Annotated in this window: 22 protein-coding genes; 10 read left to right on the top strand and 12 right to left on the bottom strand. The window is 58.8% G+C overall.

The genetic code is table 11. The features are described from left to right. Nucleotides 1-106: 106 nt before the first annotated feature. The 4 genes from AC1DIG_RS22095 to AC1DIG_RS22080 all read left to right on the top strand — a co-directional run bounded on the left by AC1DIG_RS22095 (nucleotide 107) and on the right by AC1DIG_RS22080 (nucleotide 2,297). On the top strand, nucleotides 107-781 hold the full coding sequence (locus AC1DIG_RS22095; RefSeq protein WP_477769063.1) for a CsgG/HfaB family protein: 675 nt from the start codon (nucleotides 107-109) through the stop codon (nucleotides 779-781). Nucleotides 782-811: 30 nt separating this feature from the next. Then, the gene (locus AC1DIG_RS22090; RefSeq protein WP_477769015.1) at nucleotides 812-1,183 is read left to right on the top strand and encodes a DUF4810 domain-containing protein; all 372 of its coding nucleotides are present in this window, start codon (nucleotides 812-814) and stop codon (nucleotides 1,181-1,183) included. Beyond that, nucleotides 1,180-1,839 carry a DUF799 domain-containing protein gene (locus AC1DIG_RS22085; RefSeq protein ID WP_477769014.1) on the top strand — a complete coding sequence of 220 codons (660 nt, stop codon included), beginning with the start codon at nucleotides 1,180-1,182 and terminating at the stop codon, nucleotides 1,837-1,839. Before AC1DIG_RS22090 ends, AC1DIG_RS22085 begins: the two co-directional genes overlap by 4 nt. A gap of 218 nt (nucleotides 1,840-2,057) precedes the next feature. Next, a complete protein-coding gene (locus AC1DIG_RS22080) occupies nucleotides 2,058-2,297 on the top strand; it encodes an HP1242/YdcH family protein (RefSeq protein ID WP_216742265.1) in 240 nt (79 codons plus the stop codon). Nucleotides 2,298-2,336: 39 nt separating this feature from the next. Here the strand turns inward: AC1DIG_RS22080 and AC1DIG_RS22075 are convergent, their stop codons facing one another. The 3 genes from AC1DIG_RS22075 to AC1DIG_RS22065 form a co-directional block, all read right to left on the bottom strand. After that, the gene (locus AC1DIG_RS22075) at nucleotides 2,337-3,443 is read right to left on the bottom strand and encodes an SMP-30/gluconolactonase/LRE family protein (RefSeq protein WP_477769013.1); all 1,107 of its coding nucleotides are present in this window, start codon (nucleotides 3,441-3,443) and stop codon (nucleotides 2,337-2,339) included. After that, nucleotides 3,443-4,597 (bottom strand): sterol desaturase/SRPBCC family protein, encoded by a 1,155-nt coding sequence (locus tag AC1DIG_RS22070; RefSeq protein ID WP_477769012.1) that lies wholly within the window; start codon nucleotides 4,595-4,597, stop codon nucleotides 3,443-3,445. Before AC1DIG_RS22070 ends, AC1DIG_RS22075 begins: the two co-directional genes overlap by 1 nt. A gap of 112 nt (nucleotides 4,598-4,709) precedes the next feature. Then, a complete protein-coding gene (locus AC1DIG_RS22065; RefSeq protein ID WP_477769011.1) occupies nucleotides 4,710-5,573 on the bottom strand; it encodes a LysR family transcriptional regulator in 864 nt (287 codons plus the stop codon). A gap of 141 nt (nucleotides 5,574-5,714) precedes the next feature. Between AC1DIG_RS22065 and AC1DIG_RS22060 the strand changes: the two genes are divergently transcribed. Beyond that, nucleotides 5,715-8,339 (top strand): MGH1-like glycoside hydrolase domain-containing protein, encoded by a 2,625-nt coding sequence (locus AC1DIG_RS22060; RefSeq protein WP_477769010.1) that lies wholly within the window; start codon nucleotides 5,715-5,717, stop codon nucleotides 8,337-8,339. Nucleotides 8,340-8,384: 45 nt separating this feature from the next. Here the strand turns inward: AC1DIG_RS22060 and AC1DIG_RS22055 are convergent, their stop codons facing one another. Then, nucleotides 8,385-10,103: a hydrogenase maturation protein gene (locus tag AC1DIG_RS22055; RefSeq protein ID WP_477769009.1), complete on the bottom strand. Its 1,719-nt coding sequence runs from the start codon at nucleotides 10,101-10,103 to the stop codon at nucleotides 8,385-8,387. 361 nt (nucleotides 10,104-10,464) lie between these two features. Continuing rightward, a complete protein-coding gene (locus AC1DIG_RS22050) occupies nucleotides 10,465-10,830 on the bottom strand; it encodes a DUF6124 family protein (protein ID WP_477769008.1) in 366 nt (121 codons plus the stop codon). 672 nt (nucleotides 10,831-11,502) lie between these two features. Here AC1DIG_RS22050 and AC1DIG_RS22045 point away from each other — a divergent pair. Together AC1DIG_RS22045 and AC1DIG_RS22040 are read left to right on the top strand one after the other, a co-directional pair. After that, nucleotides 11,503-11,796: a type II toxin-antitoxin system RelE/ParE family toxin gene (locus AC1DIG_RS22045; RefSeq protein WP_477769007.1), complete on the top strand. Its 294-nt coding sequence runs from the start codon at nucleotides 11,503-11,505 to the stop codon at nucleotides 11,794-11,796. Nucleotides 11,797-11,798: 2 nt separating this feature from the next. Beyond that, complete coding sequence (locus AC1DIG_RS22040; protein WP_123425943.1) at nucleotides 11,799-12,089, top strand: addiction module antidote protein; 291 nt, start codon at nucleotides 11,799-11,801, stop codon at nucleotides 12,087-12,089. A 52-nt stretch (nucleotides 12,090-12,141) separates the two neighbouring features. On the opposite strand, the gene AC1DIG_RS22035 is transcribed toward AC1DIG_RS22040, so the two are convergent. The 3 genes from AC1DIG_RS22035 to AC1DIG_RS22025 all read right to left on the bottom strand — a co-directional run bounded on the left by AC1DIG_RS22035 (nucleotide 12,142) and on the right by AC1DIG_RS22025 (nucleotide 15,370). Next, nucleotides 12,142-13,989, bottom strand: coding sequence for an amidohydrolase (locus AC1DIG_RS22035; protein WP_477769062.1), 1,848 nt, complete (start codon nucleotides 13,987-13,989; stop codon nucleotides 12,142-12,144). Nucleotides 13,990-14,294: 305 nt separating this feature from the next. Next, nucleotides 14,295-14,609, bottom strand: a complete 315-nt coding sequence (locus tag AC1DIG_RS22030; protein ID WP_008015934.1) for an SCP2 sterol-binding domain-containing protein — start codon at nucleotides 14,607-14,609, stop codon at nucleotides 14,295-14,297. A 50-nt stretch (nucleotides 14,610-14,659) separates the two neighbouring features. Further along, a complete protein-coding gene (locus tag AC1DIG_RS22025; RefSeq protein ID WP_477769006.1) occupies nucleotides 14,660-15,370 on the bottom strand; it encodes a histidine phosphatase family protein in 711 nt (236 codons plus the stop codon). A 205-nt stretch (nucleotides 15,371-15,575) separates the two neighbouring features. Between AC1DIG_RS22025 and sohB the strand changes: the two genes are divergently transcribed. Together sohB and AC1DIG_RS22015 are read left to right on the top strand one after the other, a co-directional pair. Then, nucleotides 15,576-16,598 carry a protease SohB gene (sohB, locus tag AC1DIG_RS22020; RefSeq protein WP_477769005.1) on the top strand — a complete coding sequence of 341 codons (1,023 nt, stop codon included), beginning with the start codon at nucleotides 15,576-15,578 and terminating at the stop codon, nucleotides 16,596-16,598. Nucleotides 16,599-16,795: 197 nt separating this feature from the next. Next, complete coding sequence (locus AC1DIG_RS22015) at nucleotides 16,796-20,629, top strand: dermonecrotic toxin domain-containing protein (RefSeq protein ID WP_477769004.1); 3,834 nt, start codon at nucleotides 16,796-16,798, stop codon at nucleotides 20,627-20,629. 79 nt (nucleotides 20,630-20,708) lie between these two features. Here the strand turns inward: AC1DIG_RS22015 and AC1DIG_RS22010 are convergent, their stop codons facing one another. Beyond that, entirely contained in the window at nucleotides 20,709-21,203 is a 495-nt protein-coding gene (locus AC1DIG_RS22010) for a DUF934 domain-containing protein (RefSeq protein ID WP_477769003.1), read from the bottom strand. Next, nucleotides 21,187-22,845, bottom strand: a complete 1,659-nt coding sequence (locus AC1DIG_RS22005; RefSeq protein ID WP_477769002.1) for a nitrite/sulfite reductase — start codon at nucleotides 22,843-22,845, stop codon at nucleotides 21,187-21,189. Before AC1DIG_RS22005 ends, AC1DIG_RS22010 begins: the two co-directional genes overlap by 17 nt. 521 nt (nucleotides 22,846-23,366) lie before the next feature. Here AC1DIG_RS22005 and AC1DIG_RS22000 point away from each other — a divergent pair. Beyond that, entirely contained in the window at nucleotides 23,367-24,452 is a 1,086-nt protein-coding gene (locus tag AC1DIG_RS22000; protein ID WP_477769001.1) for an ABC transporter substrate-binding protein, read from the top strand. Between the two features lie 7 nt (nucleotides 24,453-24,459). On the opposite strand, the gene AC1DIG_RS21995 is transcribed toward AC1DIG_RS22000, so the two are convergent. After that, nucleotides 24,460-24,678 (bottom strand): DUF2970 domain-containing protein, encoded by a 219-nt coding sequence (locus tag AC1DIG_RS21995; protein WP_414907169.1) that lies wholly within the window; start codon nucleotides 24,676-24,678, stop codon nucleotides 24,460-24,462. Between the two features lie 83 nt (nucleotides 24,679-24,761). Then, nucleotides 24,762-25,118, bottom strand: coding sequence for a hypothetical protein (locus tag AC1DIG_RS21990; protein ID WP_216742252.1), 357 nt, complete (start codon nucleotides 25,116-25,118; stop codon nucleotides 24,762-24,764). Nucleotides 25,119-25,393: the final 275 nt, after the last annotated feature.

Here is a 25,393-nt window from a genome sequence, read left to right as displayed (position 1 = left end):
GCTTATCGATTCGAATCCCCATCGCTTTTTCGCCACCGCAACCCGCAGTGGCGGGGCCGCTGTCATGCCGGGATAAACCGTTTTTCAGAAGGAATGCACAGTGAGAATGATCTCTCGGATGGTGGTATCAGGGGTTGCGATTGCCGTATTGGGCGCGATGGCAGGGTGTGCAACCGAAAGCTCCCGGGCATTGCCGGTAGCAAAAGTCGAAAGCGCCAGCCAGGCCTTTGCCGGTGTTCGAGTGCCGATGGCCGTTGGCAAATTCGACAACCGTTCGAGCTACATGCGCGGGATCTTCTCCGATGGCGTGGATCGCCTCGGCGGTCAGGCCAAGACCATCCTGATCACTCACTTGCAGCAGACCAACCGCTTCAGCGTGCTGGACCGCGACAACATGGGCGAGATCCAGCAGGAAGCATCGATCAAGGGGCAGACCCAGCGCCTCAAGGGTGCCGATTTTGTGGTGACTGGCGACGTTACCGAATTCGGCCGCAAAGAGACCGGTGATCACCAGTTGTTCGGCATTCTTGGCCGCGGCAAAACCCAGGTGGCGTACGCCAAGGTCAACTTGAACATCGTCAATATCAGCACCTCGGAAGTCGTCTATTCGACCCAGGGCGCAGGTGAATACGCCTTGTCCAACCGTGAAGTCATCGGCTTCGGCGGTACTGCTGCCTACGATTCGACCCTCAACGGCAAGGTGCTCGACCTGGCCATGCGCGAGGCGATCAACCGCCTGGTGGACGGCATGAATTCCGGTGCATGGAAACCGGGCAACTGATCAAGGTCGATGACAAGGAGCGGTACAAGCATGTTCAAGCGTTATATGTCGTGGGCGCCGATGGCGTCGGTGTTGCTGGTGAGTGGCCTGCTGGCCGGATGCAACAGTCCGCAAACCCTTTACCAGTGGGAAGGCTACCAGCCACAGGTTTATGAGTATTTCAAAGGCGAAGAGCCCAAGGAAGCTCAGGCCGAAGCGCTGGAGCGCGACCTGCAAAAGATCAAGTCCACCGGCAAGACGCCGCCGCCTGGTTACCACGCTCACCTGGGGCTGTTGTACCTGAGCCTGGGCAAGGACGATCAGATGGTGCAGCAGTTCAGAACCGAGAAGACCCTGTTTCCCGAGTCGACGCCGTACATGAATTTTCTGCTTAAAAACGCCAAGACCGGAGATGCCCAATGATCGCGCGCTCATTGAAACTGATGGCCGGCTTGCTGGCCCTGGCCGTTCTCGGCGGTTGCGTCAGCCCCAAGACCGTGGACTACTCGGCTTACAAGCAAAGCCGTCCAAAAACCATTCTGGTACTGCCGCCGCTGAACAACTCGCCGGACGTCAAGGCGTCCTACAGCATGCTCTCGCAGGTTACGTACCCGCTGGCTGAAGCCGGTTACTACGTGCTGCCGATCGCGCTGGTCGACGAGACGTTCCACCAGAACGGCCTGACCACGCCGGCGGACATCCACCAGGCGCCGGCCAACAAACTGCAAGAGATCTTCGGTGCCGATGCCGCGCTCTACATTACCGTGACTGACTACGGAACTCGCTACATGGTGATCTCCAGTGCAACCGTGGTTACCGCCAGCGCGAAACTGGTGGACCTCAAGACGGGCACGACCTTGTGGACCGGCTCGGCCAGCGCGTCGAGCGAAGAGGGTGGCAACAACAGTGGAGGCGGTTTGTTGGGTGCGCTGATCACCGCAGCGGTCAAGCAGGTCATCAATAGCTCCACCGACGCCGGTCACCCGATTGCCGGTATCACCAGCGCACGACTGCTGTCGGCGGGACACCCGGCGGGCTTGCTGTACGGGCCGCGATCGCCGAAGTACGGTACCGACTGATATTCCGGTTGCCGACACACGGTGCTCAACACAGCGGCGGGCACGAGACTATTCTGGTGGGTAGGGACGACGCAATGCGGTGACGATAACGACACGTCCGACCAACGGGCACCGCTGGTCTGATTGATAGTCGACAGCAACCGCCGAGCGAGGCCATTCTGATAACTGGCGAGCGCGTGCAAAGGCGTTCGCCACCGATCAACAAACGGAGGTGTTCCATGCCGGTTAATCATGACCTGTATCAGGACCTGAGCTGCTCAAAGGAAGTCATTCAGCAAAAGCGTGCCAATGATCCTCACCTGAACGCGCTGCTGGACAAATATTCGGATATCGACAAGCAGGTCCTGAAGGCAGAGGCCCAGGCTCTGGCAGATGACGAAGTGACGAAGCTCAAGGCAAAGCGCCTTTCGATCAAAGACGAAATATCCCGGAGTTTGAACGGTTCTGTCAGAACGTGACCAACGTAGGGGGGCGCCATGTCGCCCCCTGTTCGGCCTCTACTCTGATGATTGCAACGCTTTGGCCAATGGCAACCGCGCCATGTGGCTGGATTTGAGCGAGCCGAAATACAACCAGTCGCCATACTCGCGAACCGTGGTGACAGGTGAGTAATTGCCGCTGCTGGCGTCCTGCAGATTGGCGATGATCCTGCCGTCCAGATCCACGCCCAGCGCGAACGCACGCTTTTCTACCGGTTTGGGCAAAACCATCATTGCCCGCACGATCAGCTTGCGCACAAACGGATACCCGGCCGTGCCGTCGAGCAGGGCGTTACGGGGCGCGTACAGCGCGACCCAGAAACGCTCATGGCCATTGAAACTGAGGTTGTCCGGCAAGCCTGGCAGGTTGTCGACGAACACCTCGTGGCTGCCCGCCCGGGGACCGCTCAACCAATAGCGGGTGATGCGATAGGCGCCGGTTTCATTGACCAGCACAAAGGCATCGTTTGGCCCCAACGTGACACCGTTGGCGAATTCCAGTTTGTCGATCAGCTGTTCGGTTTTCCCTGTCTGGAAGTCGTAACGTAACAGGCGACCGTCGCCGCCGTGCTCGATAATCGCGTCGCCATCCTTGCCATACCCCCAGTGACTGGAAGCGTCGCTGAAGTAGGCGTAATGCCCGGTCTTGTCGACTGCGACATCGTCGGTGAAGCCAAAGGGCAGGCCGTTGGCTTCGGTGCTCAACACAACCAACTGACCCTGGGCGTCAAGGGCCAGCAAGCCTTTGATCGCATCGGCAATGATCAGCCGACCGTCCGGATGACGCGCCAGGCCCAACGGCCGCCCACCAGTGTTGGTCAGCACCTTGAGCGTCTTGCCATCGAGGCTGGTGCGGATCACCCGGCCATCGTGCAGACCGGTGATCAGGAAACCGTCCTCCAGCAACAGTGCCTCGGGCCCGTTGATGTTCGCCGCGCCGGTCTGTTCCAGGCCTTTGAGTATCTGGTTCTCGGCGAAGACCCCGGATTGCAATGAGGGCGCCGGCTGCGGTGTCCAGGCCACCGGTTGAACCTTGGTCGGTGCGAGAAACAGAAACAGGCCGATCATGACCAGCAGTACTATCAGCACCCTGTGAACGCTGATTCGACGTGGTGTATTGCGCATCAGGCGATTGCCCCTGTCTGGACCGGAATCATCCGTTGTGCCATGTCGCGCAAGGCCAGCATCGAGACTGCCGATTCGTGCTCGATACGTCGCTTGAGCAGCAGTCGGTTGGCCAGGCGCATCAGCCGTCCGTTGAAACGGTATTCCAGGGTGCGAACGAAGCGCGTGCCACCACCCTCGCTGGCGCATTCATAGGTCAGCAGCAGTTCCAGGCCATGATCACCCTGAGCGCGAGCGCTCCAGCGCCGCCCCGGCAAATACTCGTCGACCTCCCAGCTCAAGTGCCCGGCTCGTCCACCCGCATGAATGTCCTCTTCAAAACGTGCCCCCGCGTACAGTGGTCCTGGCTGGCCGTCGACCTTCAGCGATGAAGGGTGCCACTCAGGCCAACGCGTCGCGTCGCTGGCGTAGGCGAGCACGGCGATCGGCTCGCGCGCGATGTCGATCTGGTGTTGCAGGCGGGTCATGGGCGCTCGCTTTGTTTCAAGGTGCGAATGATCGGGTTCGGCTTCCCAATACAACGTGCCGAACAGGTAGTCCATCAGCGGAAAAACAATGTTGAAATTGTGCTCCTGCATCAGCTCGCGACGGTGATGCAGTGCGTGCAGGCGGCGCATCTGGCGAATCCACGGCAGGCGGGTGACGGGGTTGCCTGGCGGCAGATGCTCGCAGGCGTGAAACACCTCATAAGTCAGGTAGCCGAGGATCATGCAGCCTGCGAACAGTCCGGCGACGTTGCCATTGAGCTGTTTGAGCAGCCACCAGGCGGGCAGGGTGATCACCAGGCTGTGCAGTACGATCAGCCACGCCGGAAACAGAATCACCCGCCAGTCGCGCGCCGTGTCGTAGGTCATGTAGCCGGGGGCAAAAAAGCTGTGGTGATCGCCCGCGTGCCGGGCATAGAACAACCGCGCAAAAGCCTTTTTGTGATGGCCCAGGTGCCTGTGCACCCCGTAGACCGCGAAATTGAAAAACAACAGCGTCAGCGGCACCGCCAGCCATTCCAGCGGTTGCACCTGATGCACGGTGCTCCAGAACAGCGTGATACCCAGCACACCGAAGGCCAATACAAAACCGCCGTGCAGCCACGGGTTGTAGAACCGATGAATATCGGCCCGGTAACGTGCACGAAACGCCTGCGTGGTTTGCCTCACCGCGATCACCTGTTGTCGTTGTTATTAACAAAAGACTAGTCGCGGAGAAATTATTCAGCCAATGGATGTCGGGAGTAGGTGATTATTCACGCCGAACGGGTGTGGAGGTTGCTCAGCTCAACGGATCCCAGCGTTGCGACCAGTCGCTGTCGGCCTTGACCAGTTCTCGCAACAACTCGAACGCCTGTTGCAGCACCGCCGAGTCGCGATCCCGCGAGTACACCAGAAAGGTCGGGTAACTGAATTCCGGGGCTTTGGGCACTCGTTCCAGTACGCCGCTGTCGAGGTAGCTCTGAACCACACGTGTGCGGAAATAACCGGTGCCACCGTTTTGCAGGATGTATTGCAGCGCCAGCGGGCCGAGGTTGAAACTCACCGCGGCTTTGGCCTTGTCTGGCAGCGCCGCGTCGTGCTGGCGGCGAAACGCCTTGCCCCAGTCGATATAGACGTAGGGTTCGGGCCTGGACGGCAGGCGCACCAGGATGAGTTTCTCCTCCAGCAGTTGCTCCACTTGCAACTGTGGCCAGTACTCGGGTTGAAACACCAGCGCGGCATCCAGCACGCCTAATTCCAGTTGGCGCAGCAGGTTTTCGCCGTCGCGGATTTCCGTGCGCAAAGCGTGGCTGGGGATTTTCTCGCGCAGTTCGCGAGCCCAGCTGAGCATCAACGGATTGCACAAACTGACCTCGCCGCCGATGTGCAAAACATTGCGGTAGCCTTCCGGCAACGGCAAATCCCGGCGCGCGGCTTCCCATGTCTGTACCAGCTGATTGGCGTACACCACAAAGGCTTCACCGTCTGCGGTCAGGCGAGCACCTGCGCGGTTGCGCACGAACAAGGTGCTGGCGAGCTGGCTTTCGAGCTTCTGCACCCGCGCGGTGATCGCGGTCTGGGTGACGTGCAGCTTGTCGGCGGCGGCCGCAAGACTGCCGCAGCGAACGATTTCCAGAAAGGTGCGGGCGAGATCGATGTCCATAAGCCGTCGCTGAGGTGAAGAGCCCCGCAGTGTAGAGCAAGCGTGCGCCTGAACTCGAGTTGAATGAACAGGAAGCGGCGTGCATCGGCGCGAATCCACGCTCTACACTGCAAACCATCCCGGACAACAACGGACGTTCCCATGACAGCAAAGTCGGCCACGAACATTCTCGACACCGTCGAAGGCCAGCGTTTGGCTGGCGATGAGGCGGAGTGCTGGCGCGAATGGGGCCCGTACTTGAGTGAACGGCAATGGGGCACCGTGCGCGAGGATTACAGCGCTGATGGCGATGCCTGGACGTATTTCCCGCATGAGCATGCGCGCAGCCGGGCGTATCGTTGGGGCGAGGACGGGTTGGCCGGGTTCTGCGACCGGGCCCAGCACTGGTGCATCGGGTTGGGGCTTTGGAACGAGCGCGACCCGATTCTCAAGGAGCGTCTGTTTGGCCTGAACAATGCCGAAGGCAATCACGGCGAGGACGTCAAAGAGCTGTATTTTTATGTCGACGGGGTGCCGAGCCATGCCTACATGCGCATGCTCTACAAATACCCGCAGGCTGCGTTCCCCTATGCCGACCTGGTGGCCGAGAACGCCCGTCGGGGCCTTTGCGATACCGAGTACGAAATTCTCGATACCGGGGTGTTCGAAGACGACCGCTATTTCGACGTGACGGTGGAATACGCCAAGCACAGCCCGGATGACCTGTTGATGCGGGTCACCGTGCACAACCGTTCGGATCTGCCGGCGCGTCTGCGGGTCTTGCCTCAGGTGTGGGCGCGCAACACCTGGAGTTGGGGCGGCGACCGGCACATGCCCAGCCTGACGCTGACCGGCGACTCGGTCCTGGCGCAGCACCCGATGCTGGCGGACCGGCAACTCAGTGCCTGGGGCGAGGAGGGGTGTGAGTGGTTGTTCTGCGACAACCAGACCAATCATCCGAAACTCGACGGTGTGCCCGCCAACGGCCCGTTCAAGGATGGCATCAACGATTATCTGGTAGACGGAATCGCGGAGGCGATTCGACGTGACGCCGGTACTCGGGTCGCGGCGCATTTCGTTCTCGAACTGGACGGGCTGGCGCGCAAAATCATTTACCTGCGCTTTGCGCCAACCATCGCGCCGAAGGTCAACGCCAAGACGTTGTTCGAACGCCGTCGCCTGGAGGCCGATGACTATTACGCGGTGCTGCAAGCCCAAATGCCGGATCCAGATGCGCGTAACGTTCAGCGGCAGGCGCTGGCCGGGTTGCTCTGGTCCAAGCAGTTGTATTACTTCGACGTCAATCGCTGGCTCGACGGCGACCCCGGACAACCCTCGCCACCGCCTGGACGGTTGAACATCCGCAACACCCACTGGCGGCATTTGTCGAACTCCGACATCGTTTCCATGCCCGATACCTGGGAATACCCGTGGTACGCCTCGTGGGACCTGGGCTTTCAGGCCGTTGCTTACGCGCTGATCGATCCGGGGTTTGCCAAGCATCAGCTGCTGCTGTTGGTCAAAGACCGCTTCATGCACCCCAACGGCCAACTGCCGGCCTACGAATGGCGTTTCGACGATGCCAACCCGCCGGTGCATGCCTGGGCCAGTTGGCGGGTGTATCAGCGTGACAAGGTGTTGACCGGTGTCGGCGATATGGATTTTCTCGAGCGGATTTTCCACAAGCTGCTGCTGAATTTTTCCTGGTGGGTCAACCGCAAGGATGCCGAAGGTCGCAACCTGTTCCAGGGCGGGTTTCTGGGGCTGGACAACATTGCGCTGTTCGACCGTTCGGCAGCGTTACCGCCCGGTTTTCAGCTGGATCAGGCCGACGGTACGGCGTGGGTAGCGGCGTATGCGCTGGACTTGATGCGCATCGCCCTGGAACTGGCCAAGCGTAATCCGGTGTATGTCGACATCGCGGTGAAGTTCTTCGAGCACTTCCTCTACATCGCTGGCGCCATCAACCGGGTGGACTATGCCGATGACGGTTTGTGGGATGAGCAGGACCAGTTTTTCTACGACGTGCTGCACCGTCCCGACGGGGTCAATGAGCCACTGCGCCTGCGCTCCATCGTCGGCTTGATGCCGCTGTTTGCGGTGCAGGTGCTGGAACAGCACGAGCACGAAGGCTTGCCGGGGTTGCGTGAGCGCTTATTGGGGTTCCTGCATCATCGGCCGGACCTGGCGAGTCTGATTTCACGCTGGACCGAGCCTGGCAAAGGCAATCGGATACTGCTCGCGCTGTTGCGTGGCGAGCGCACCAAAAACCTGCTCAAACGCATGCTCGATGAGGCCGAGTTTCTCTCCGAATTCGGCGTTCGCTCCTTGTCCAAAGCCTTTGCCGAGCATCCGTTTGGCATGCAGATCAATGGCAACAAACTATGTGCCCATTATGAACCGGCGGAATCCGGTTCGCGGTTGTACGGTGGCAATTCCAACTGGCGCGGGCCGTTATGGATGCCGATCAATTACATGCTGATCGAGTCGTTGCGTGAGTTTCATCGCTACTACGGCGAAAATTTTTCGGTCGAATACCCCAGCGGTTCAGGCTATCTGGCATCGCTTGCGGAAGTGGCCGACAGTTTGAGTCAGCGTCTGACTCGGCTGTTTCTGCGGGATGAAAATGGTAGCCGACCGTCGATGGTCGGCTACATGCAGCTCCAGGCCGACCCGTTGAGCTGCGACCTGGTGCTGTTTCACGAGTATTTCCACGGCGAAACCGGCCGTGGCTTGGGTGCCAGCCATCAAACCGGCTGGAGCGCGCTGGTCGCCTTGCTGCTCTAGCGAGCTCGTTCCCACGCTCCCGCGTGGGAACGATCACCAGGCCTATCAAGCGATCAGCGTTGCCTCGCGCTCCAATGCCCACGGCGCAATCAAGCGTTGCGGGGTCTGGCAGGTTTTGCGCTTGAACACGAAGTTGCGGCACTTCTCGGCGAACTGCTGGCGGTTGTGCACCATGTCCAGTTGCATCTGCGCCAGCTCGACCTCGCGGCAGTGTTCGATCTGCTGAAGGTCCATGCTGGCTTTGCGCGCTCGTAATGCCGCGTACTTTTCATCGGTCAAAGCGCCTTTGGCCTGTTGCAACAACCATTGGCTGAACTCGCGCGGGCAGCGCGGACCGATCTCCTGAATCATCCCCAACTGCCAGGCCTGAAACGCGCTGACCGGCAGGCACTCTTCGGTCAGCTTGTGCGCGATTTCGCTGCCCACTGCGCGGGGCAAACTGTAGGTCCAGTATTCGGAGCCATACAGACCCATGGTTTTGTAATGCGGATTGAGCACGACACCCGCTCGGGCAAAAACGATGTCGGCGGCCAGCGCCAGCATCACACCGCCGGCTCCGGCACCGCCGGTCAGGCCGCTGACCACCAGTTGCCGGGCCGTTAACATTTCCTGGCAGACATCGTCGATCGCCTGAATATTGGCCCAGGCTTCCAGCCCCGGCACCTCGGCGGCCTGAATGACATTGAGGTGCACACCGTTGGAAAAGCTTCCGCGTCCGCCCTTGATCAGCAGCACCTGGGTGTCCCGAGCCTTGGCCCAGCGCAGTGCCTCGACCAGCCGCTGGCACTGTTCGGTGCTCATGGCACCGTTGTAGAACTCGAAGGTCAGTTCACCGACGTGGCCCGACTCCCGATAACGGATCGGTTGATAGGTGGCCTCGTTGAACGGCTGATTGGCGATCGAGCCGTCCAGTACCGGAACATCATCGAGTTTCCCGGCCAGCACATGCCGCGCTGGCAACTTGAAGGTTTCTTCCCCCGGCTGAGCCTTGCGCTTGAGCGAGCCGACCCACAGGCTGTGATCGCCGGTCGCGACCAGTACGGCATCGTCTTGCACGGCAAGGATTTCCCCCGGTGTACCGCTACGTGAATCCAGGTGGGCGTCGTACAGGTAATACTGCCCGCCGGCCAGGCTCGCCAACACACCGGGCTGACCGTCGGCGGCGTCGATGCTGCGTTTGATGAACCGCGCGCAATCGTGCCAGCTGAAGGTGCGGTCGGCCTGCTTCATGTTCGGTTTCAGGCGACCGATGACGTTCGGTTGCGTGTAATCGAGGGGTGTCGGGACGAAATCGCTGGCGAATTTCTCCACCACATCACGGATGCAATAGATTGCCGCGTCACTCACCGGGCCGTTGTACAGCTCGGATTTGCGCACGTCAGCGGGCATATTGAATTCATAGGTCGACCAGATCGGCCCGGCGTCCATTTCTTCGACCGCCTGCAAAGCGGTGACACCCCAGCGGCTGACCTGCTGGGTGATGGCCCAGTCCAGCGCACTGGCGCCACGGTCGCCGACAATGCCTGGGTGAATGATCACCACCGGGCGCTGCGGGTTGCTCCAGAGTTGTTGCGGAACGCGATCCTTGAGAAATGGGCAGATCACCAGATCGGCCGCCGATTCCTCGATCTGCCGGCACACCGAGGCTTCGTCGGTGAACAGCACCACGCTGGGCTCGTGACCTGACTGGCGCAAATCCAGCCAGGCCCGTTGGGTCAAACCGTTGAACGCCGATGACAACAAAATGATCTTCAATGACCGCATGAATGACTCTTCCCTGAGGATGCGCGGCCGGAGGCTCCCATTGAGCCGTCCCTGGCCTTTGATGGAAGCGCAAGGGTAGAGAGAGTGCGGCGAGGGTTAGCTGATCGAGATCAATCTTGTGTCAGCAAATTTTTATCGGTTGACGAGTTGCGGATTGCTGTTGGTAAACCGTTTTGATTTTGTCTGACCTGAAACAACAAAACCGCCAGTCAGTTAAGTGAACACAAAGTTTGAGGCAGCAAGGATCGAATGTGGGAGCGAGCTTGCTCGCGATAGCGGTGTGACAGCAACCAGTGATGCCGAATGTAAAATCGTCATCGCGAGCAAGCTCGCTCCCACAAGAGCCCCACAGCGTTGGCCGCTACTCCGGTGGATCGAGGTGATCCAGGGCGCGATTCACCGCCAACTCGGCCAAGGAAATTATCTGCTGAATCGCCAGCGCGGTATTGCGCTTGGGACCTTCAAGCTCAAACGCCAGATCACTGGCCATGACATTCACCGAGGCCAGGGTTTCGCAGGCGTGGGCCAGCAGGGTTTCAGAGTCGACGTCGGGGGCAATGACGAAAATGCAGCCGGGACGGCGATCAGTTAACAACTGCTTGGTCTCGGGCAGCACCAGGTAATGATCCAGCGCACGGTGTGCGGCGGCGTGGAGTTCTTTCGAGTCGAGGGAGGCGTAGGGGGAAACCGGATCGGTTTCGGGGGGATTCGGTGTGGCTTTGAACATGATGATGCTCCAAATGTAAGTAGAGGAACCATCACCCTCGCTACCAAACGAAGGGTGGTGGCCATACGCGGGTTGGTAGACCGGACACTTGGAAACCGGCGCGCCCGAGGGCGCCCTGCGCATGGCCACCATAAAAACAAATGCCGACAAAAAGCACCTGAATAAGGTGACGCTGTGCGCCGTGTGTCCGGGCTACCAAACCCGATCGCTGATAATCAGCGACACGGAAACGATAGAGGCGAGGACCAAAGCGCACAAGCCGGCGGATTCTGGCGCAGGTGTAGGCCGCTACGCAAGGCGCTGTAGCCGGTGACTTAGGTTACGTTGGCAAACATAAACACTCGTAGCAGCTGCCGAGCCCGCGAGGCTGCGTTCGGCCGCGAAGCGGTCGTAAAATCATGCAACACGTTCTTTCAGAAAAACCGCGTACGCAGGATTGGCGAGGACTACGTCCTCGAACGCAGCCTCGCGGGCTCGGCAGCTGCTACGGGGGCGGGCTCTACACCTTCGCAAGGCAGTTTCGGTATACCGGCAGGTGTTATCTATGTAGGGCTTCACGTGGATGACCAAGGCATAAAGTGACCCTCGATTGAATGTGGCCGAGAAGAATCTTTCGCCCCTTCGACTCACAAAACACGGTTGCTTTCTGTCTCCAATTGGATACACTTCCTCGTGACTTATCTGATCCAGCAAACCAAGAATTTTGCTCATTGGCTTGTATCTGTACGTGATATACGCGCAAGGATTGCCATCGCTCGACGCATTGATCGAGCCACAACGGGCAATCTGGGTGATGTGAAACCAGTGGGTGAAGGTGTATCCGAGATGCGCGTTGATGTCGGGGCGGGATACCGCGTGTATTTCACAATGCGCGGCGGCGTTGTCGTGGTCCTGCTGGCTGGCGGGGACAAGTCCACTCAACCTTCCGATATCCGGCAGGCCAAAAGATTGGCAAAGGAGGTTTAAAAATGTCCGATACCCTTATGCCGTTTGATATGGCGGAGCTCCTGGACACTGACGAAGCGGTCAGCGAATACCTCTCTCAGGTTTTGGCCGAGGGCGACACTGACGAGTTCATCCGTGCGGTTGGATACGTCGCAAAAGCGCGCGGTATGGCCCAGATTGCGAATGACTCAGGCCTTGGCCGGGCGAGCTTGTACAAAGCATTTGCGCCAGGCGCCAAGCCACGCTTCGACACGGTGATTAAAGTGATGCGTGCGATGGGCATTGAGCTCCACGCCACTGTTGGGCGTGCTTGAAATCCTTGAACAGCAAGCCCGCCAATGGCGGGCTTACTATCAAAAGCATTCGTCAAAACGCAAAACACGAACAGCCAAGCGCACCCCAGAAGCCCTGGAAGTCGCTGACCGGCGCGTTCGACAAGCGCGCCCGCTCATGGCCGTGGGCATGCACCGCGCAGGCGCCTGCGCATTGATGCATCTGAGCGGTGAGCGGTGCCAGGGGTTTCCAGTGACCCGGCATGTTCACCACCGGTGACCAGTCGGGCATTACCGGCAGACGTGGCGGGCCGAGTTTTTCGAATTCGAGGCTGCCATACACCACCTTGCCGTTAACCACGGTCAGCACCGATTCAATCCATTTGATCGCTTCGTCGTCGACGCTGAAGTAGTCGGCAGACAACGCCACCAGATCGGCCAGTTGCCCGACCTTGATCTGGCCTTTTGAGCCTTGCTCGGAGGAGAACCAGGCGCTGCCATGGGTGTAGAGTTCCAGCGCCGTGTCGCGGCTCAGGCCTTGCGGGTAAAGCTCCAGGCCGCCGACGGTACGGCCGCTGACCAGCCAGTAGAGCGACGTCCACGGGTTGTAGCTGGAAACCCGTGTGGCGTCGGTGCCGGCACCGACCGGAATGCCTTCGGCGAGCATGCGCTGGATCGGCGGGGTGTGCTCGGCGGCTTTGGCGCCGTAACGGTCGACAAAGTACTCGCCCTGAAAGGCCATGCGGTCCTGAATCGCAATGCCGCCGCCCAGCGCCTTCACCCGTTCGATGTTTTGCGGGGTGATGGTTTCGGCGTGATCGAAGAACCACGGCAGCCCGTCGAACGGGATATCGCGGTTGACCTTTTCGAACACGTCGAGCATCCGGGTGATCGATTCGTTGTAGGTGGCGTGCAGGCGAAATGGCCAGCGCTGCTCGACCAGATGGCGCACCACCGGTTCCAGTTCCTGTTCCATGGTCTGCGGTAGATCGGGGCGCGGTTCGAGGAAGTCTTCAAAGTCAGCCGCAGAGAACACCAGCATTTCGCCGGCGCCGTTGTGCCGCAGGAAATCATCACCCTGGCCGTAGTGCGAGGTGCTGGTCCAGTTCTTGAAGTCGGTCAGCTCTTCCTTGGGCTTCTGGGTGAACAGGTTGTAGGCGATGCGCACACTCAGTTGCTGGTCTTTCGCCAACTGCTGGATGACCTGATAGTCGTCCGGGTAATTCTGAAAGCCGCCACCGGCATCGATGGCGCTGGTGACACCGAGGCGATTGAGTTCGCGCATGAACTGCCGGGTCGAGTTGACCTGATACTCCAGTGGCAGCTTCGGCCCCTTGGCCAGCGTCGAGTAGAGAATCATCGCGTTCGGACGGGCGATCAGCATACCCGTAGGGTCGCCATTGGCATCGCGCTGGATTTCGCCACCCGGCGGGTTCGGGGTATTGCCGTCGTAGCCCACCACTTTCAGCGCCGCGCGGTTGAGCAGGGCGCGGTCATACAGGTGCAGGACGAACACCGGGGTATCAGGCGCGGCCTTGTTCAGCTCTTCAATGGTGGGCAGGCGCTTTTCGGCGAACTGGAACTCGGTCCAGCCACCGACCACGCGCACCCATTGCGGTGCCGGCGTGCGGTCGGCCTGATTCTTGAGCAGGCGCAAGGCGTCGACCAGTGACGGCACGCCTTCCCAGCGCAGTTCGAGGTTGTAGTTCAGGCCACCACGGATCAGGTGCAGGTGCGAGTCGTTGAGGCCAGGGATCACCGTGCGTTTTTGCAGGTCGATGACTTGCGTGCCGGCGCCGCGCAGTGGCATGACGTCCGTATCATTGCCGACGGCGATAAACCGCCCGTCCTTGATGGCGACCGCACTGGCCTGAGGCTTATCCCGGTCAACCGTGTGCACGCGACCGTTGAACAGGATGAGATCGGCTGGGGAGTTGGTCATGCTGGTGCTCTGTGCAAATAGAGGACTGGTCCAGGCACTGACGGTGCCTGCCGAAAGGCCTTGCAGTACGCGGCGATGGCTGAAGTCGTCGTATTCATCAGGTGGGCTCATGGCGCCGTTCTCCGCAGTGTTCGGTCGAGCGGGCAGTCGGATGCGTAACCCATACGACCAGCAAAGAATATAGACGGCAAATTCGCAGTCGATATGTGGGCGGGCAGATTTACGACTGGCAGAAACGACGAATCCCGCCATAAGGGCGGGATTCGTAAGCAGCTAGAGGGCTCCCGAGGCTGGGAGCCGTCGTCTTAGCTTGGGAACAGCTCGGACAGTTTCATGGCCAGCATCATGTCGCCTTCAGCGCGCAGTTTGCCGCCCATGAATGCCTGCATGCCGTCGGTCGAACCGTCGACGATGCCTTCCAGGGTTTCGCCGTCCATGACCAGAGTCACTTGAGCGTCCGGGTTTTCGCCTTCTTGCAGCTCGCAAGTGCTGTCTTTAACGATCAGCGAGAAGTTCTTGGTGTCGTCGATGCGGAAACCGAAAACCAGGTCCAGACCGGCAGCAGCGGCTGGGTTGAACTTGGCTTTCATGGCTTGTACGGCGTCAGCTACGGAGGTCATGGTTCGATCCTTTCATGAAGTGTTACAGCAAGGGTCACAGTGATCCGGACTCAACGGAAAGTGATGAGTTCCGGGGCCTTCAGCAGCTGCAAATGTGCATGACTGTTGAAGGAAGCCAGTGCCACCTCGCGACCACGGAACTTCAGTTGGTTGAGCGAGGTGTTAACGATTTGCCAATTCAGTTCAAAAGCCTGCCTGGCCGGCATTTGAGTAATCAGGTGGAGCAGGGCGGTGATGGTCCCGCCGGAGGTGAATACGGCGATTTTCTGAGTATTGTCGGCCTGTTCAAGAATACGCTGCAAACCGGCCTGGACCCGCTCGACGAAGCCAAGCCAGCTTTCGAGGCCCGGTGGGTCGTAAGTGCCGGCCAGCCAACGCTCGATGATCAAGGCAAAGATTCGCTGAAACTCGCCGCGATTCTGCGCGGCATTGCGCAGAATATTCAGGGCTTCGGGCTCTTCGGGCAGCAGGTCTGGAAGCAGTGCACGGATTACTGCGTCGGCGTCGAACTCGTTGAAAGCCGAATCGATTTCCAGCGGCGGTACCGGCAGGCCGACAGCGCCGAATTTTGCAAGGGCACTGTTGGCGGTGTGTTGCTGGCGACGCAGGTCGCCCGACAGGCAGCGATCGAAACTCAATCCCAGTTCAGCCAGGTGACTGCCGAGTATTTCTGCCTGGCGAATACCGGTCGGCGACAGCACGTCGTAGTCGTCTGCACCGAAAGAGGCCTGGCCATGTCGAATCAAATAGATGCTGCCCACGTCCGCGTCATCCGGGTACGTTGAAGGTTTTGCGAGGTTATGAGGATGGCGATGAGCTGTCAATGAAAAAACATACGCTTGTTTGAAATGCTCGTTGGAGGCCCGTTACAGAAGCTTTCACGACTGGTCGCAACGCGGCTGCATGGGTATGCTGAAGGTATACGCGCCCGCGAGTTCTGCGGCGCACCGTCGTTAAGGAGTCAATGTGGATTTTCTTGCCGAGTACGCAAGTTTTCTGGCTAAAACCGTTACCCTGGTGATCGCCATTCTGGTGGTCCTGGCCAGCTTTGCGGCGTTGCGCAGCAAAGGCCGGCGCAAGTTCGCGGGCCAGTTGCAGGTCAGTAAACTCAATGATTTCTACAAGGAGCTGCGTGAGCGCCTGGAGCAGACCCTGCTCGACAAGGAGCAACTCAAGGCCTTGCGTAAATCCGAAGCCAAGTCCGAGAAAAAACAGAAGAAAAAGCCGGAAGCCAAACCCCGGGTGTTCGTGCTGGATTTCAATGGCGACATCAGGGCTTCGGCGACTGAAAGCCTGCGCCACGAAATCACCGCGCTGCTGTCCCTGGCCACGCCAAAGGACGAAGTCGTGCTGCGTCTGGAAAGCGGCGGTGGCATGGTTCACAGCTACGGTCTGGCGTCCTCGCAACTGGCGCGCATTCGTCAGGCCGGCGTGCCATTGACCGTATGCATCGACAAGGTCGCGGCCAGCGGCGGTTACATGATGGCGTGCATCGGCGAGAAGATCATCAGCGCGCCGTTTGCCATTCTGGGTTCGATCGGGGTAGTGGCGCAGTTGCCTAACGTCAATCGCCTGTTGAAAAAGCACGACATCGACTTTGAAGTCCTGACAGCGGGTGAGTACAAACGCACGCTGACGGTGTTTGGCGAAAACACCGAGAAGGGCCGGGAGAAGTTCCAGGAAGACCTGGATGTGACCCACGAACTGTTCAAGAACTTCGTCTCACGCTACCGGCCGCAACTGGCCATCAATGAAGTGGCCACCGGTGAAATCTGGCTGGGTGTTGCCGCACTGGAAAAGCGACTGGTCGATGAACTGAAAACCAGTGATGAATACCTCGCCGAACGGGCCAAGGGCGCAGAGCTGTTTCACCTGCATTATGCCGAACGCAAGAGCCTGCAGGAACGCGTTGGCCTGGCGGCCAGCGGTTCGATTGATCGGGTCTTGTTGACCTGGTGGAGCCGTCTCACCCAGCAGCGCTTCTGGTAAGGAGCCGGGGGGCTCGCCACGCAGCGTCGAGTGCAATGCTCGGCGCTGTACAGGCTCCGTCGCGGGTGATTACCCTCAGCATTTCAGGTCTTTTGAGACCGTCGCGTTTTCCCACTTGATTGAAGACATTTCCTGCTTTTTTTGCGGCAGGCGATGCATAAGCTCTTGGCTCCCAAATCAACTGCAAAGGACTGCAAATGATGGCGCTAGAGAGTCAACACCATCTTGTCACCAACCGGTTATCTACTCGGAACAAACAGCTGCTGTCGAGCCTTGCGCTGGACGCTGTATTGCCCCAGGCCCCGGCCCAATATGCCGCGAAGCTTATCGAGGAGCGTTGGGGGGCAGAGTTATTGGCTGCTCGCCTGGTTGACCTCAATTACCATTTTTATGGCTACCCTGCACAACAGGACGTGCAGCAAGGCCGCGTCAGAAAGTCACAAAGCCTGGTACAGGCCCTGTTGTCCAACTATCAGACCGTGGGTGCGGGTCGTTTCGGGGAAACGGGATTCGGCCTGTACACGCCTCCTGTCGTGGGCCCGGAAGTCCAAATCGTCGAGATCGATGAGTCCATCAAGCCTGACGGCGGGTTCCTGGACTATGAGGGCATCTACCGCCAGACCGACCCTCAGCTCTACGGCCCGAGCACTCAGCTAAAGCTGCAGCCGGCAGCGTTCAAAAAGTGGGTGTGGGAGCTGGAGTTCAAGGACAAGTACACCGCTTATGTACACGCTGCGTGGCCCTCCGATGAGGTCTGTCTTGCACCGCAAGGCTATCCGCTACGCACTTCGGTCAAGACGGCCTTTGTCATGGCGGCTTATTTGCAACACCGGGAAAACAGCCTGACCCAGGACGGACTCAAACTGGCACTGCGGGTTGCCGGATTTGATGCGCAGCAAACGTGGGAGCAACTGACGGTTGAGCAATTGCAGGCCTGGGCGACGATCGAGTCTTCCATAGAGGCTGCGCGGCTGGTCATTTACCGTTATGTATCGAGCGATATCTGGAGTTTTCGAGAGAAAACCAGTGAGCGGATTTTGCTTTATATCCCGAGTAACTCTTCTCCGTTCCATGAGTTTGCCGATCAAAAGGCGTTGCACGAATGGGTGGTCGATGTGGGCGGGGACGTTGCCAGGCGGGATGCGCTGGCAGCGCATTTTTCCGAAGATGACCGTCAGGACGGCACATTTCACGCGGGCGTGTCGACCGCGTTGGACGGCATGGCGATTTACCCCGAACAACATCATTTGAAGAAAGGTCATGGTTTTTTCAACGATGATGGTTACTGGGATCCTGCCGATTACATTCACTTGGAGGTTGCAACGTCTCCAGTCGATCCCTTCGCGCAGTGGGTGTTGCTGATGAAGCAAGCGGCCCAGGCCAGTATTGAAACGATTCGTGACGATGCCCAGGTCAATCGGGATGATTTGAGTGCGGTGGTCGAGCCCATTGTGCAATGGATCAACAAGTTTGGTCCCTTGGCGCTGTTCGTTCCAGGTGGCGAAGGCTTGTTGGCGTTGGCCGGGCTGATCGATGCCGGTTATGGGGTGGCTCAGGCGGTTGATGGCAAGACCGCTGAAGAGCGTTCGGCAGGTGTCACACGCACCCTGTTCGGTTTGCTCAATGCCTTGCCACTGGCCGCGGAAGGGGCAGCCATCAAGGCTGAAGAACATTCCGTCGGCATCGGCTCTGAACCCGGTCCTGCACCCGCCGTTGTGGATGAGCCCTTGTCCGGTGAGTCCTCGATTGTAGCCGGAGATGTTGCACCTCCCGCCCCAGGCACTGAACGACTACAACTGATGCGAGGTATTGGGCCGACTGTCCAGTCATTCAGCGATGAGGTTCTGGCCCAGATAGCTCATGTAAGCCCCGTGGATGATGATGTCCTGCGTCTGATACACGCCGGACAGCGGTCACCGGCTCCGGTGCTGGCGGATACCATCAGTCGTTTCACCCTCGATCAGGATTTGCAGCGAGCCATTGACGCGTTCCCCGAAGGCTCTGTGCAGGCCGAGCAGCTAAAGAGCGCAAGAGTCGAACAGTTCAGGCAGCGCTACGATGCGCTACAGCATTCGGATAATGACTGGGTCAGGTTGTTTCGGCATCAATACCCGGGTTTGCCGAAAAGTGCGGTGGAGCAAATGCTCGACAGGTCGGGAGTGGACATTGCTGCGCCCCATACTCTGGCTGATACCAAGCGAGTGCTGGGGCAGTTGAGCGGCAAGGCGCAGCAGTACGAACAGCATGTACGCCTGTGCCGCGCCTATGAGGGGCTCTATCTGAAGTCGGTCGAAAACGCCGACAGCGATGTGCTCGTCTTGCAGACGCTGGAACGGCTGCCGGGCTGGTCGCGCGCGACTCGAGTCGAGGCACTCTACGAGCGAGTCGGTACGGCTGACTTTGACCTGGCACTTCTCGGGCTCCTGCCGCAAGAACAACGCACGGCCCTCGGTTTGCGTCCGGGTCATGAATGGCAGGACTTGTTGCTCAAGATTCGGGAGAACGCCCTGCCGCGCTCGGAATTGATGCTCGGATTGCGCAGGATGGACTCCGGGTTGACCTTTCAGCGTCTCGGGTTGCGAGGTGGTGGATTCCCGAATACCGCACAGTCCGGTGAACTGTCCACAGAGGTGATGAGGCTTCAGGTTAAAGAGATTTATCCTGCTTTTACGACTGAGCAAGCGGATGAGTTTCTGTTGAATGCGGGCGCCCAGGCTCAGGCTGATCTCTATCGGCTGAGATTGCAGACAGAGCAGCTACGTGTCGATATCACCAGTTGGATTGAAGACGTCACCGATGATATCGATGAGATGGATATCGAGATTCTGCTCGCCGGTGATGAGGGTACCGAGGGGATGAGCGACGCCGAGATCGAGGAGGAGAACGACGCGCGTATAGAAGAGTGGATGGAGATTGAGCGTGATACCCGATACGAACTGGCCGAGGAGCTGATTGCCATTTGGCAAAAACGTAGCGGGCCGGACAGCAGGGTTTATCAGGGCGGTCAGTTCATCGGCTTCCACCTGGACATGGACTTTGAGCAGATGCACTACCTTCCGCAGCTTAATGTGAAGTTGAATGACGTGGTCTCTCTCACCATGCCGAATTTCAAGTTGACGCAACGCGGTAGCCTTAATGGATTCCTTGAGTGTTTTCCCAATCTTCGCGAGTTGAATATGCAGGGCGTTGATCTACGTCTCTTTGATCAGAATGGTATCGAGGTGGGTCGATTGCCGCCTGCCATCGGTCAGCTGTCTCAGCTTGTGGTCCTTAATCTGAAAGCGACCCGGTTGGTCCTGACGGAGGAAACCGTAGGCCAACTCGCCGGGCTCACCCGACTGCAGGAGCTCGATCTAAGCGAAAATCCGTTGGGTCTCCCACCGCCAGTGTTTCAGATGAACGAATTGCGTCAACTCAAGTTGAGGCGCGCGGAGCTTAAGTCTTGCCCGATTTTTGCTCTGGATTTTCCTGGCCTGGAGCGCTTGGATCTTCGTGATAACCAGATTGTCCGGGTGCCTGAATCGGTTCGGAAGCAGTCGGTGGTCGAGGGCAACGTCTTGCTTTCAGGTAATCCGCTAACCGACACAGACAGTCTGCAATGGGTCGTGGCTCATCGAAAGCAGACAGGGATCAATTTATGGATGGGGTCAACGGTACGCGATTTTGCCAAGCCAGACGTTTGGTTGACCGGGCTTCTCCCCGAGCAGGCGGCACAACAGACCGCACGTTGGGGGCGTGTTTTTGCAAAAGAGGGGAGTGATCGTTTCTTCGGTACTTTGGAAGTGCTGACGCACACGGCTGATTTCCTGGTGGACTATGCACCTTTGCAACAGCGAGTGTGGCGAATGGTTGATGAGATGGATGCTTCGCCGGAGCTTTGCCAGCACCTGTTCGAGGGCGTGGAATGGTCGATTTTCGATAGGGATGACCCGTTTGCCAGTTTTGTACGACTGGAAGACAGAATCACTTTATTCAAGGAGCCGCCTGTGAAAAAAACCAGTCTGGATGGCGAGACTTCTCAAGCGTCGTAGGTGGGGTGGGGGAGTCTGTAGCCACAATGAAAAATCTTGAGTCCCGGCACAGGCGCCGGGCTCAAGGCTTTTTTGTCGATCAGCGGCGACGGAACAGCGGCAGCGGTTCGTCGGTGGCGGCCTGGTAGGTCACCGAGAAGTCCTTGAGGCTTTCAAGGGCTTCGTACGGGTCCTTGTCGGCGCGCAATGCATACGCGTCGAAACCGCAGCGATGCAGGTAGAACAGCTGGTCGCGCAGCACATCGCCAATCGCCCGCAGCTCGCCCTTGTAGCCGTAGCGATCACGCAGCAGGCGCGCGTTGGAGTAGTTGCGCCCGTCGGTGAAGGCCGGGAAGTTCAAGGCGATGACCTGGAACTGATCGACGTCGTCACCGATTTCCTCGGCTTCTTCATCGGCATCCAGCCACACGCCCAAACCGCCATCACGCGCCTTGAGGGCATGTGCGTGATCGCGCCACAGGGCCAGTGGCACGATCAGGTCGTCGCAGTTGGAAATGCCGTCGAAACTCGCGTCCTTGGGCAGCAAGTGCCAGGTTTCGTCGATGACTTCGTTGTTCTTAATTATTCGCTGCATAGACGCGTTCCTTGAAGAGGTCGATGCCGATACGTTGATAGGTGTCGATGAAGCGTTCGTCTTCGGTACGTTGTTCCACGTACACGTCGATCAGCTTCGAGATCACGTCAGGCATGTCGTCCTGGGCAAAGGACGGGCCGAGGATCTTGCCCAGGCTGGCGTCACGGCTGGCGCTGCCACCGAGGGATACCTGGTAGAACTCTTCACCTTTCTTGTCCACGCCGAGGATGCCGATGTGACCGACGTGGTGGTGACCACAGGCGTTCATGCAGCCGGAGATGTTCAGGTCCAGTTCGCCGATGTCGAACAGGTAGTCCAGGTCATCGAAACGGCGCTGGATGGCTTCGGCGATAGGGATCGACTTGGCATTGGCCAGGGAGCAGAAGTCGCCACCCGGGCAGCAGATGATGTCGGTCAGCAGGCCGATGTTCGGCGTAGCGAAACCTTGTTCGCGCAATTCACCCCACATGGCGAACAATTGGCTCTGCTCGACGTCAGCCAGAATGATGTTCTGCTCGTGGGAAGTGCGCAGCTGACCAAAGCTGTAGCGGTCGGCCAGGTCGGCAACGCCATCGAGCTGCTTGTCGGTCAGGTCGCCCGGCGCAACCCCGGTCGGCTTGAGCGACAGGGTTACGGCCACATAACCCGGCTTCTTGTGCGCCAGGGTGTTGCGGGTACGCCAGCGAGCAAAACCCGGGTGTTGCTTGTCGAGTTCAGCCAGCTCTGCGGTCTGATCGTCCAGGACTTTGTAGTCCGGATCGACGAAGTGCTTGGCGACGCGATGCACTTCGGCTTCGGTCAGCGTGGTCTGGCCACCGCGAAGGTATTCCATTTCCGCGTCGACTTTTTGTGCAAAGACTTCAGGCGTCAGGGCCTTGACCAGAATCTTGATCCGCGCCTTGTACTTGTTGTCACGACGGCCGTAGCGGTTGTACACGCGCAGAATGGCGTCGAGGTAGCTCAACAGGTCTTGCCACGGCAGGAATTCATTGATGAACGCGCCAACGACAGGCGTACGACCGAGGCCACCACCGACCAGCACGCGGAAACCCAGTTCGCCTGCGGCGTTGTGCACCGGCTCAAGGCCGATGTCATGGACTTCGATGGCCGCGCGGTCCGACGTCGAACCGTTGATTGCGATCTTGAACTTGCGCGGCAGGTAGGCGAATTCCGGGTGGAAGGTCGTCCACTGACGGACGATTTCGCACCACGGACGCGGATCGATCAGCTCGTCGGCAGCGACACCGGCGAACTGATCGGTGGTGACGTTGCGCAGGCAGTTGCCGCTGGTCTGGATCGCGTGCATCTGCACGGTCGCCAGTTCAGCCAGGATGTCCGGAATGTCTTCCAGCGCCGGCCAGTTGAACTGTACGTTCTGCCGGGTACTGATGTGGGCGTAGCCCTTGTCGTAGTCGCGGGCGATCTTGGCCATCATTCGCGTCTGGCGCGAAGTCAGTTGGCCATAAGGCACGGCAACCCGCAGCATCGGGGCGAAGCGCTGGATGTAAAGGCCATTTTGCAGGCGCAGGGGGCGGAATTCTTCTTCGCTCAGCTCGCCTGCCAGATAGCGTCGGGTCTGATCACGGAACTGCTTGACGCGGTCCTCGATGATCCGCTGATCGTACTCGTCGTATACGTACATATAGGTCCTGTTCTCAGGCTTGGGCCAATCAGGAACAGCTGCGCTTTTCGCTCGCTTGATTCCGATACTGCCTTGGCAATTCTGCGCGCACGGCCGCGCACTCCCCACGGAGCCGAGGCAAGATACCAGTTTGCGTTTATGCGCAAAAGTGATGTTTGAGTATATGTAAAGAACCAAATCGACTAATGAGAATCGTTGTTGCAAAGGCCCTGTTTGTGGTGAGGGCAATCGTCGTCTTTACTGTGCTCGAGTCTTTCTGCAATCACCGATAAAACCGACAAGAGGCGATGCAATGAGCAACCCAACCAAAGCACGGAAAAGCGATAGCACCGTTGATGCATGGGCCATTCTGTTCCTGATTATCCTGGTAGTGGGCACTGCGGTGTTCTGGGTCAGCCATCAATAGGTAAGCGGGTCCGGGCCCTGTTCTGACGATTGTCGGACAAAACGGCGATTAATCGCGATTTGCCAGCATTTCGCTGGCTATAATGCGTGGCTAATTTCCGGGGCTCGGATATTCAATGTTCAAGTTTTTCTGTGGGGTATTGCTGACGGTTTGCTCGGTCTATGGATCGGGTACGCAAGCGGCGTCGGTGCTGTTCCTGAGCCCCGGCACCTCTGCGGAAACCTTTTGGCTCAGCTATTCGCAATTCATGCAGGCCGCCGCCCGGGACCTGGGCATGGACCTGCGGATACAGTATTCCGAGCGCGAGCCTGAAACCACGATCAAGCAGGCCCGTGAAGCCCTGCAAGGGCCACATCGGCCGGACTATCTGGTGTTCGCCAACGAGCAATATGTTGCGCCGGAAATCTTGCGGCTGTCCGAGGGCAGCGGCGTGAAGCTGTTTATCGTCAATAGCGCGCTGAACGCCGATCAGATGGCGTTGCTCGGCAATCGCCAGGAAAAATACCCCAATTTGCTCGGTAGCCTGGTGCCCAACGATGAGGAGGGCGGTTACCTGATGCTCAAGGAGTTGATCCGCCTGCATCCTCCGGTCGCCCCCGGCCAGAAACTTGAGTTGCTGGCGTTTGCCGGTTTGAAAATCACGCCGGCCTCGCAGTTGCGTGAAAAGGGCATGATGCGGGCATTGCGCGAGCACCCCGAGGTGCATTTGCAGCAACTGGTGTACGGCGCCTGGAACCGTCAGCGCGTTCATGAGCAGGCGACGATGCTGTTCAAGCGCTATCCGAAGACGTCGCTGATCTGGACGGCCAACGATGAAATGGCGTTCGGCGCGATGCAGGCCTACGAAGAAGCGGGCGGCACACCGGGCAAAGGCGCGCTGTTCAGTGCCGTCAACACATCACCGGCAGCTTTGCAGGCGTTGCTCGATGGTCGCCTGAGCGTATTGCTGGGCGGGCATTTCAGTCTGGGTGGTTGGGCGCTGGTGGAATTGCATGACTATGACCAGGGCGTGCACGTCGACCGATATGGCGGTCGTGACCGGCAAGTCCCGCTGTTGCAGTTGATTGATCGGGAGCAGGCCAGGCGATTGTTGGCCATCGGTGCCACGCAGAACTACGGCGTGAACTTTCGCAGCTTTTCGGCCAAGGATCGTCCGCTGAGTTATCGCTATCCGTTCAGCCTGCAAGCGCTGATGCACTGACGTCGGGCTAAACCCCGGCCAGATGCAGGACCAGTTTCACGATGCCGAACAGCGTCAGCGCAAAGACTGCGGTGAACAGAATGCCTAATATCACGAAATGACTGGGTTTGCCGTGCGTGAAGTCGCGGGCGCGGTTCTTCCCGCTCTGCACGCCGAACGCCGCGGCCATCACGCTTTGCAGCATTTGCCAGAAGCTGGGTGGTTTGTTGTCGACTGGATCGTCCATAAATCCCTCGTCACCGGAGTGTATGAGGCAAGCATAGTCAATCTTCCCAGGGAATGTGGCGGTGGTGAGACCGCCATCGCGGGTCAGCTCAACTGGCTCACATAAGTGCCCGTGCCCTTGAGAATGTTCTGTAACGTTTCTTCCACTTCAGCCAGATCCGCCGGCGCGGTGCTGTGGTGGATTTCCAGATGATCGTCGCCATTCAGCGCATCGGCGTCAGCGGCGGCTATTTCGATCAGCAGGCGGGTAGGGCTGAGGGTGACTTTCACGCCATCGAGGGTCGACGGTTCACCATCAAGGGTGATCTCCAGCTCATCTTCATCCGGGTAGCGAGTCATCAGAAACATCTCGCCCTGATTGCTGTGGCAGCAGAGCATGGCCATGTTGTCTTCTTCGTCATCGCACGGGTTGGCGATCAGGTGGGCGGTGGTCAGTTGCATGGGGCGATTCCTGGCTCAACGAGCGTTATAAAGACGACAAAATCCGATTTTGCCAGCCCGAGGGAATTTCTGCTCGTCTGACTGTCAGAAGATGTGTCGTGAACATCCCGGGTGTTGCTGGTCATTTCAGGACGGATGTGCCGCGAATACGGGCATAAAACCGTCTTTTTCTCGCGCGAGTGCTAGTGTTGTTCGATGCGCTGCCGATGAGTTACGTGCCGATGACCGAATATGTCGCAGCATCGCAAGCAGGCAGGTTGTCGCACCCGATAAGC

It is taken from the genome of Pseudomonas sp. 05N431 (assembly GCF_056397005.1).
This window is presented reverse-complemented; position numbering and strand designations above follow the sequence as displayed.

Coding starts and splice junctions, on each gene's coding strand:
- AC1DIG_RS22065 (WP_477769011.1), bottom strand. CDS start 5,573: ATGGACATCGATCTCGCCCGCACCTTTCTGGAAATCGTTCGCTGCGGC.
- AC1DIG_RS22075 (WP_477769013.1), bottom strand. CDS start 3,443: ATGCGCAATACACCACGTCGAATCAGCGTTCACAGGGTGCTGATAGTA.
- AC1DIG_RS22035 (WP_477769062.1), bottom strand. CDS start 13,989: ATGACCAACTCCCCAGCCGATCTCATCCTGTTCAACGGTCGCGTGCAC.
- AC1DIG_RS22005 (WP_477769002.1), bottom strand. CDS start 22,845: ATGTACGTATACGACGAGTACGATCAGCGGATCATCGAGGACCGCGTC.
- AC1DIG_RS22000 (WP_477769001.1), top strand. CDS start 23,367: ATGTTCAAGTTTTTCTGTGGGGTATTGCTGACGGTTTGCTCGGTCTAT.
- AC1DIG_RS22030 (WP_008015934.1), bottom strand. CDS start 14,609: ATGACCTCCGTAGCTGACGCCGTACAAGCCATGAAAGCCAAGTTCAAC.
- AC1DIG_RS22095 (WP_477769063.1), top strand. CDS start 107: ATGATCTCTCGGATGGTGGTATCAGGGGTTGCGATTGCCGTATTGGGC.
- AC1DIG_RS22085 (WP_477769014.1), top strand. CDS start 1,180: ATGATCGCGCGCTCATTGAAACTGATGGCCGGCTTGCTGGCCCTGGCC.
- AC1DIG_RS21990 (WP_216742252.1), bottom strand. CDS start 25,118: ATGCAACTGACCACCGCCCACCTGATCGCCAACCCGTGCGATGACGAA.
- AC1DIG_RS21995 (WP_414907169.1), bottom strand. CDS start 24,678: ATGGACGATCCAGTCGACAACAAACCACCCAGCTTCTGGCAAATGCTG.
- AC1DIG_RS22080 (WP_216742265.1), top strand. CDS start 2,058: ATGCCGGTTAATCATGACCTGTATCAGGACCTGAGCTGCTCAAAGGAA.
- AC1DIG_RS22050 (WP_477769008.1), bottom strand. CDS start 10,830: ATGTTCAAAGCCACACCGAATCCCCCCGAAACCGATCCGGTTTCCCCC.
- AC1DIG_RS22040 (WP_123425943.1), top strand. CDS start 11,799: ATGTCCGATACCCTTATGCCGTTTGATATGGCGGAGCTCCTGGACACT.
- AC1DIG_RS22055 (WP_477769009.1), bottom strand. CDS start 10,103: ATGCGGTCATTGAAGATCATTTTGTTGTCATCGGCGTTCAACGGTTTG.
- AC1DIG_RS22090 (WP_477769015.1), top strand. CDS start 812: ATGTTCAAGCGTTATATGTCGTGGGCGCCGATGGCGTCGGTGTTGCTG.
- AC1DIG_RS22015 (WP_477769004.1), top strand. CDS start 16,796: ATGATGGCGCTAGAGAGTCAACACCATCTTGTCACCAACCGGTTATCT.
- AC1DIG_RS22010 (WP_477769003.1), bottom strand. CDS start 21,203: ATGCAGCGAATAATTAAGAACAACGAAGTCATCGACGAAACCTGGCAC.
- AC1DIG_RS22060 (WP_477769010.1), top strand. CDS start 5,715: ATGACAGCAAAGTCGGCCACGAACATTCTCGACACCGTCGAAGGCCAG.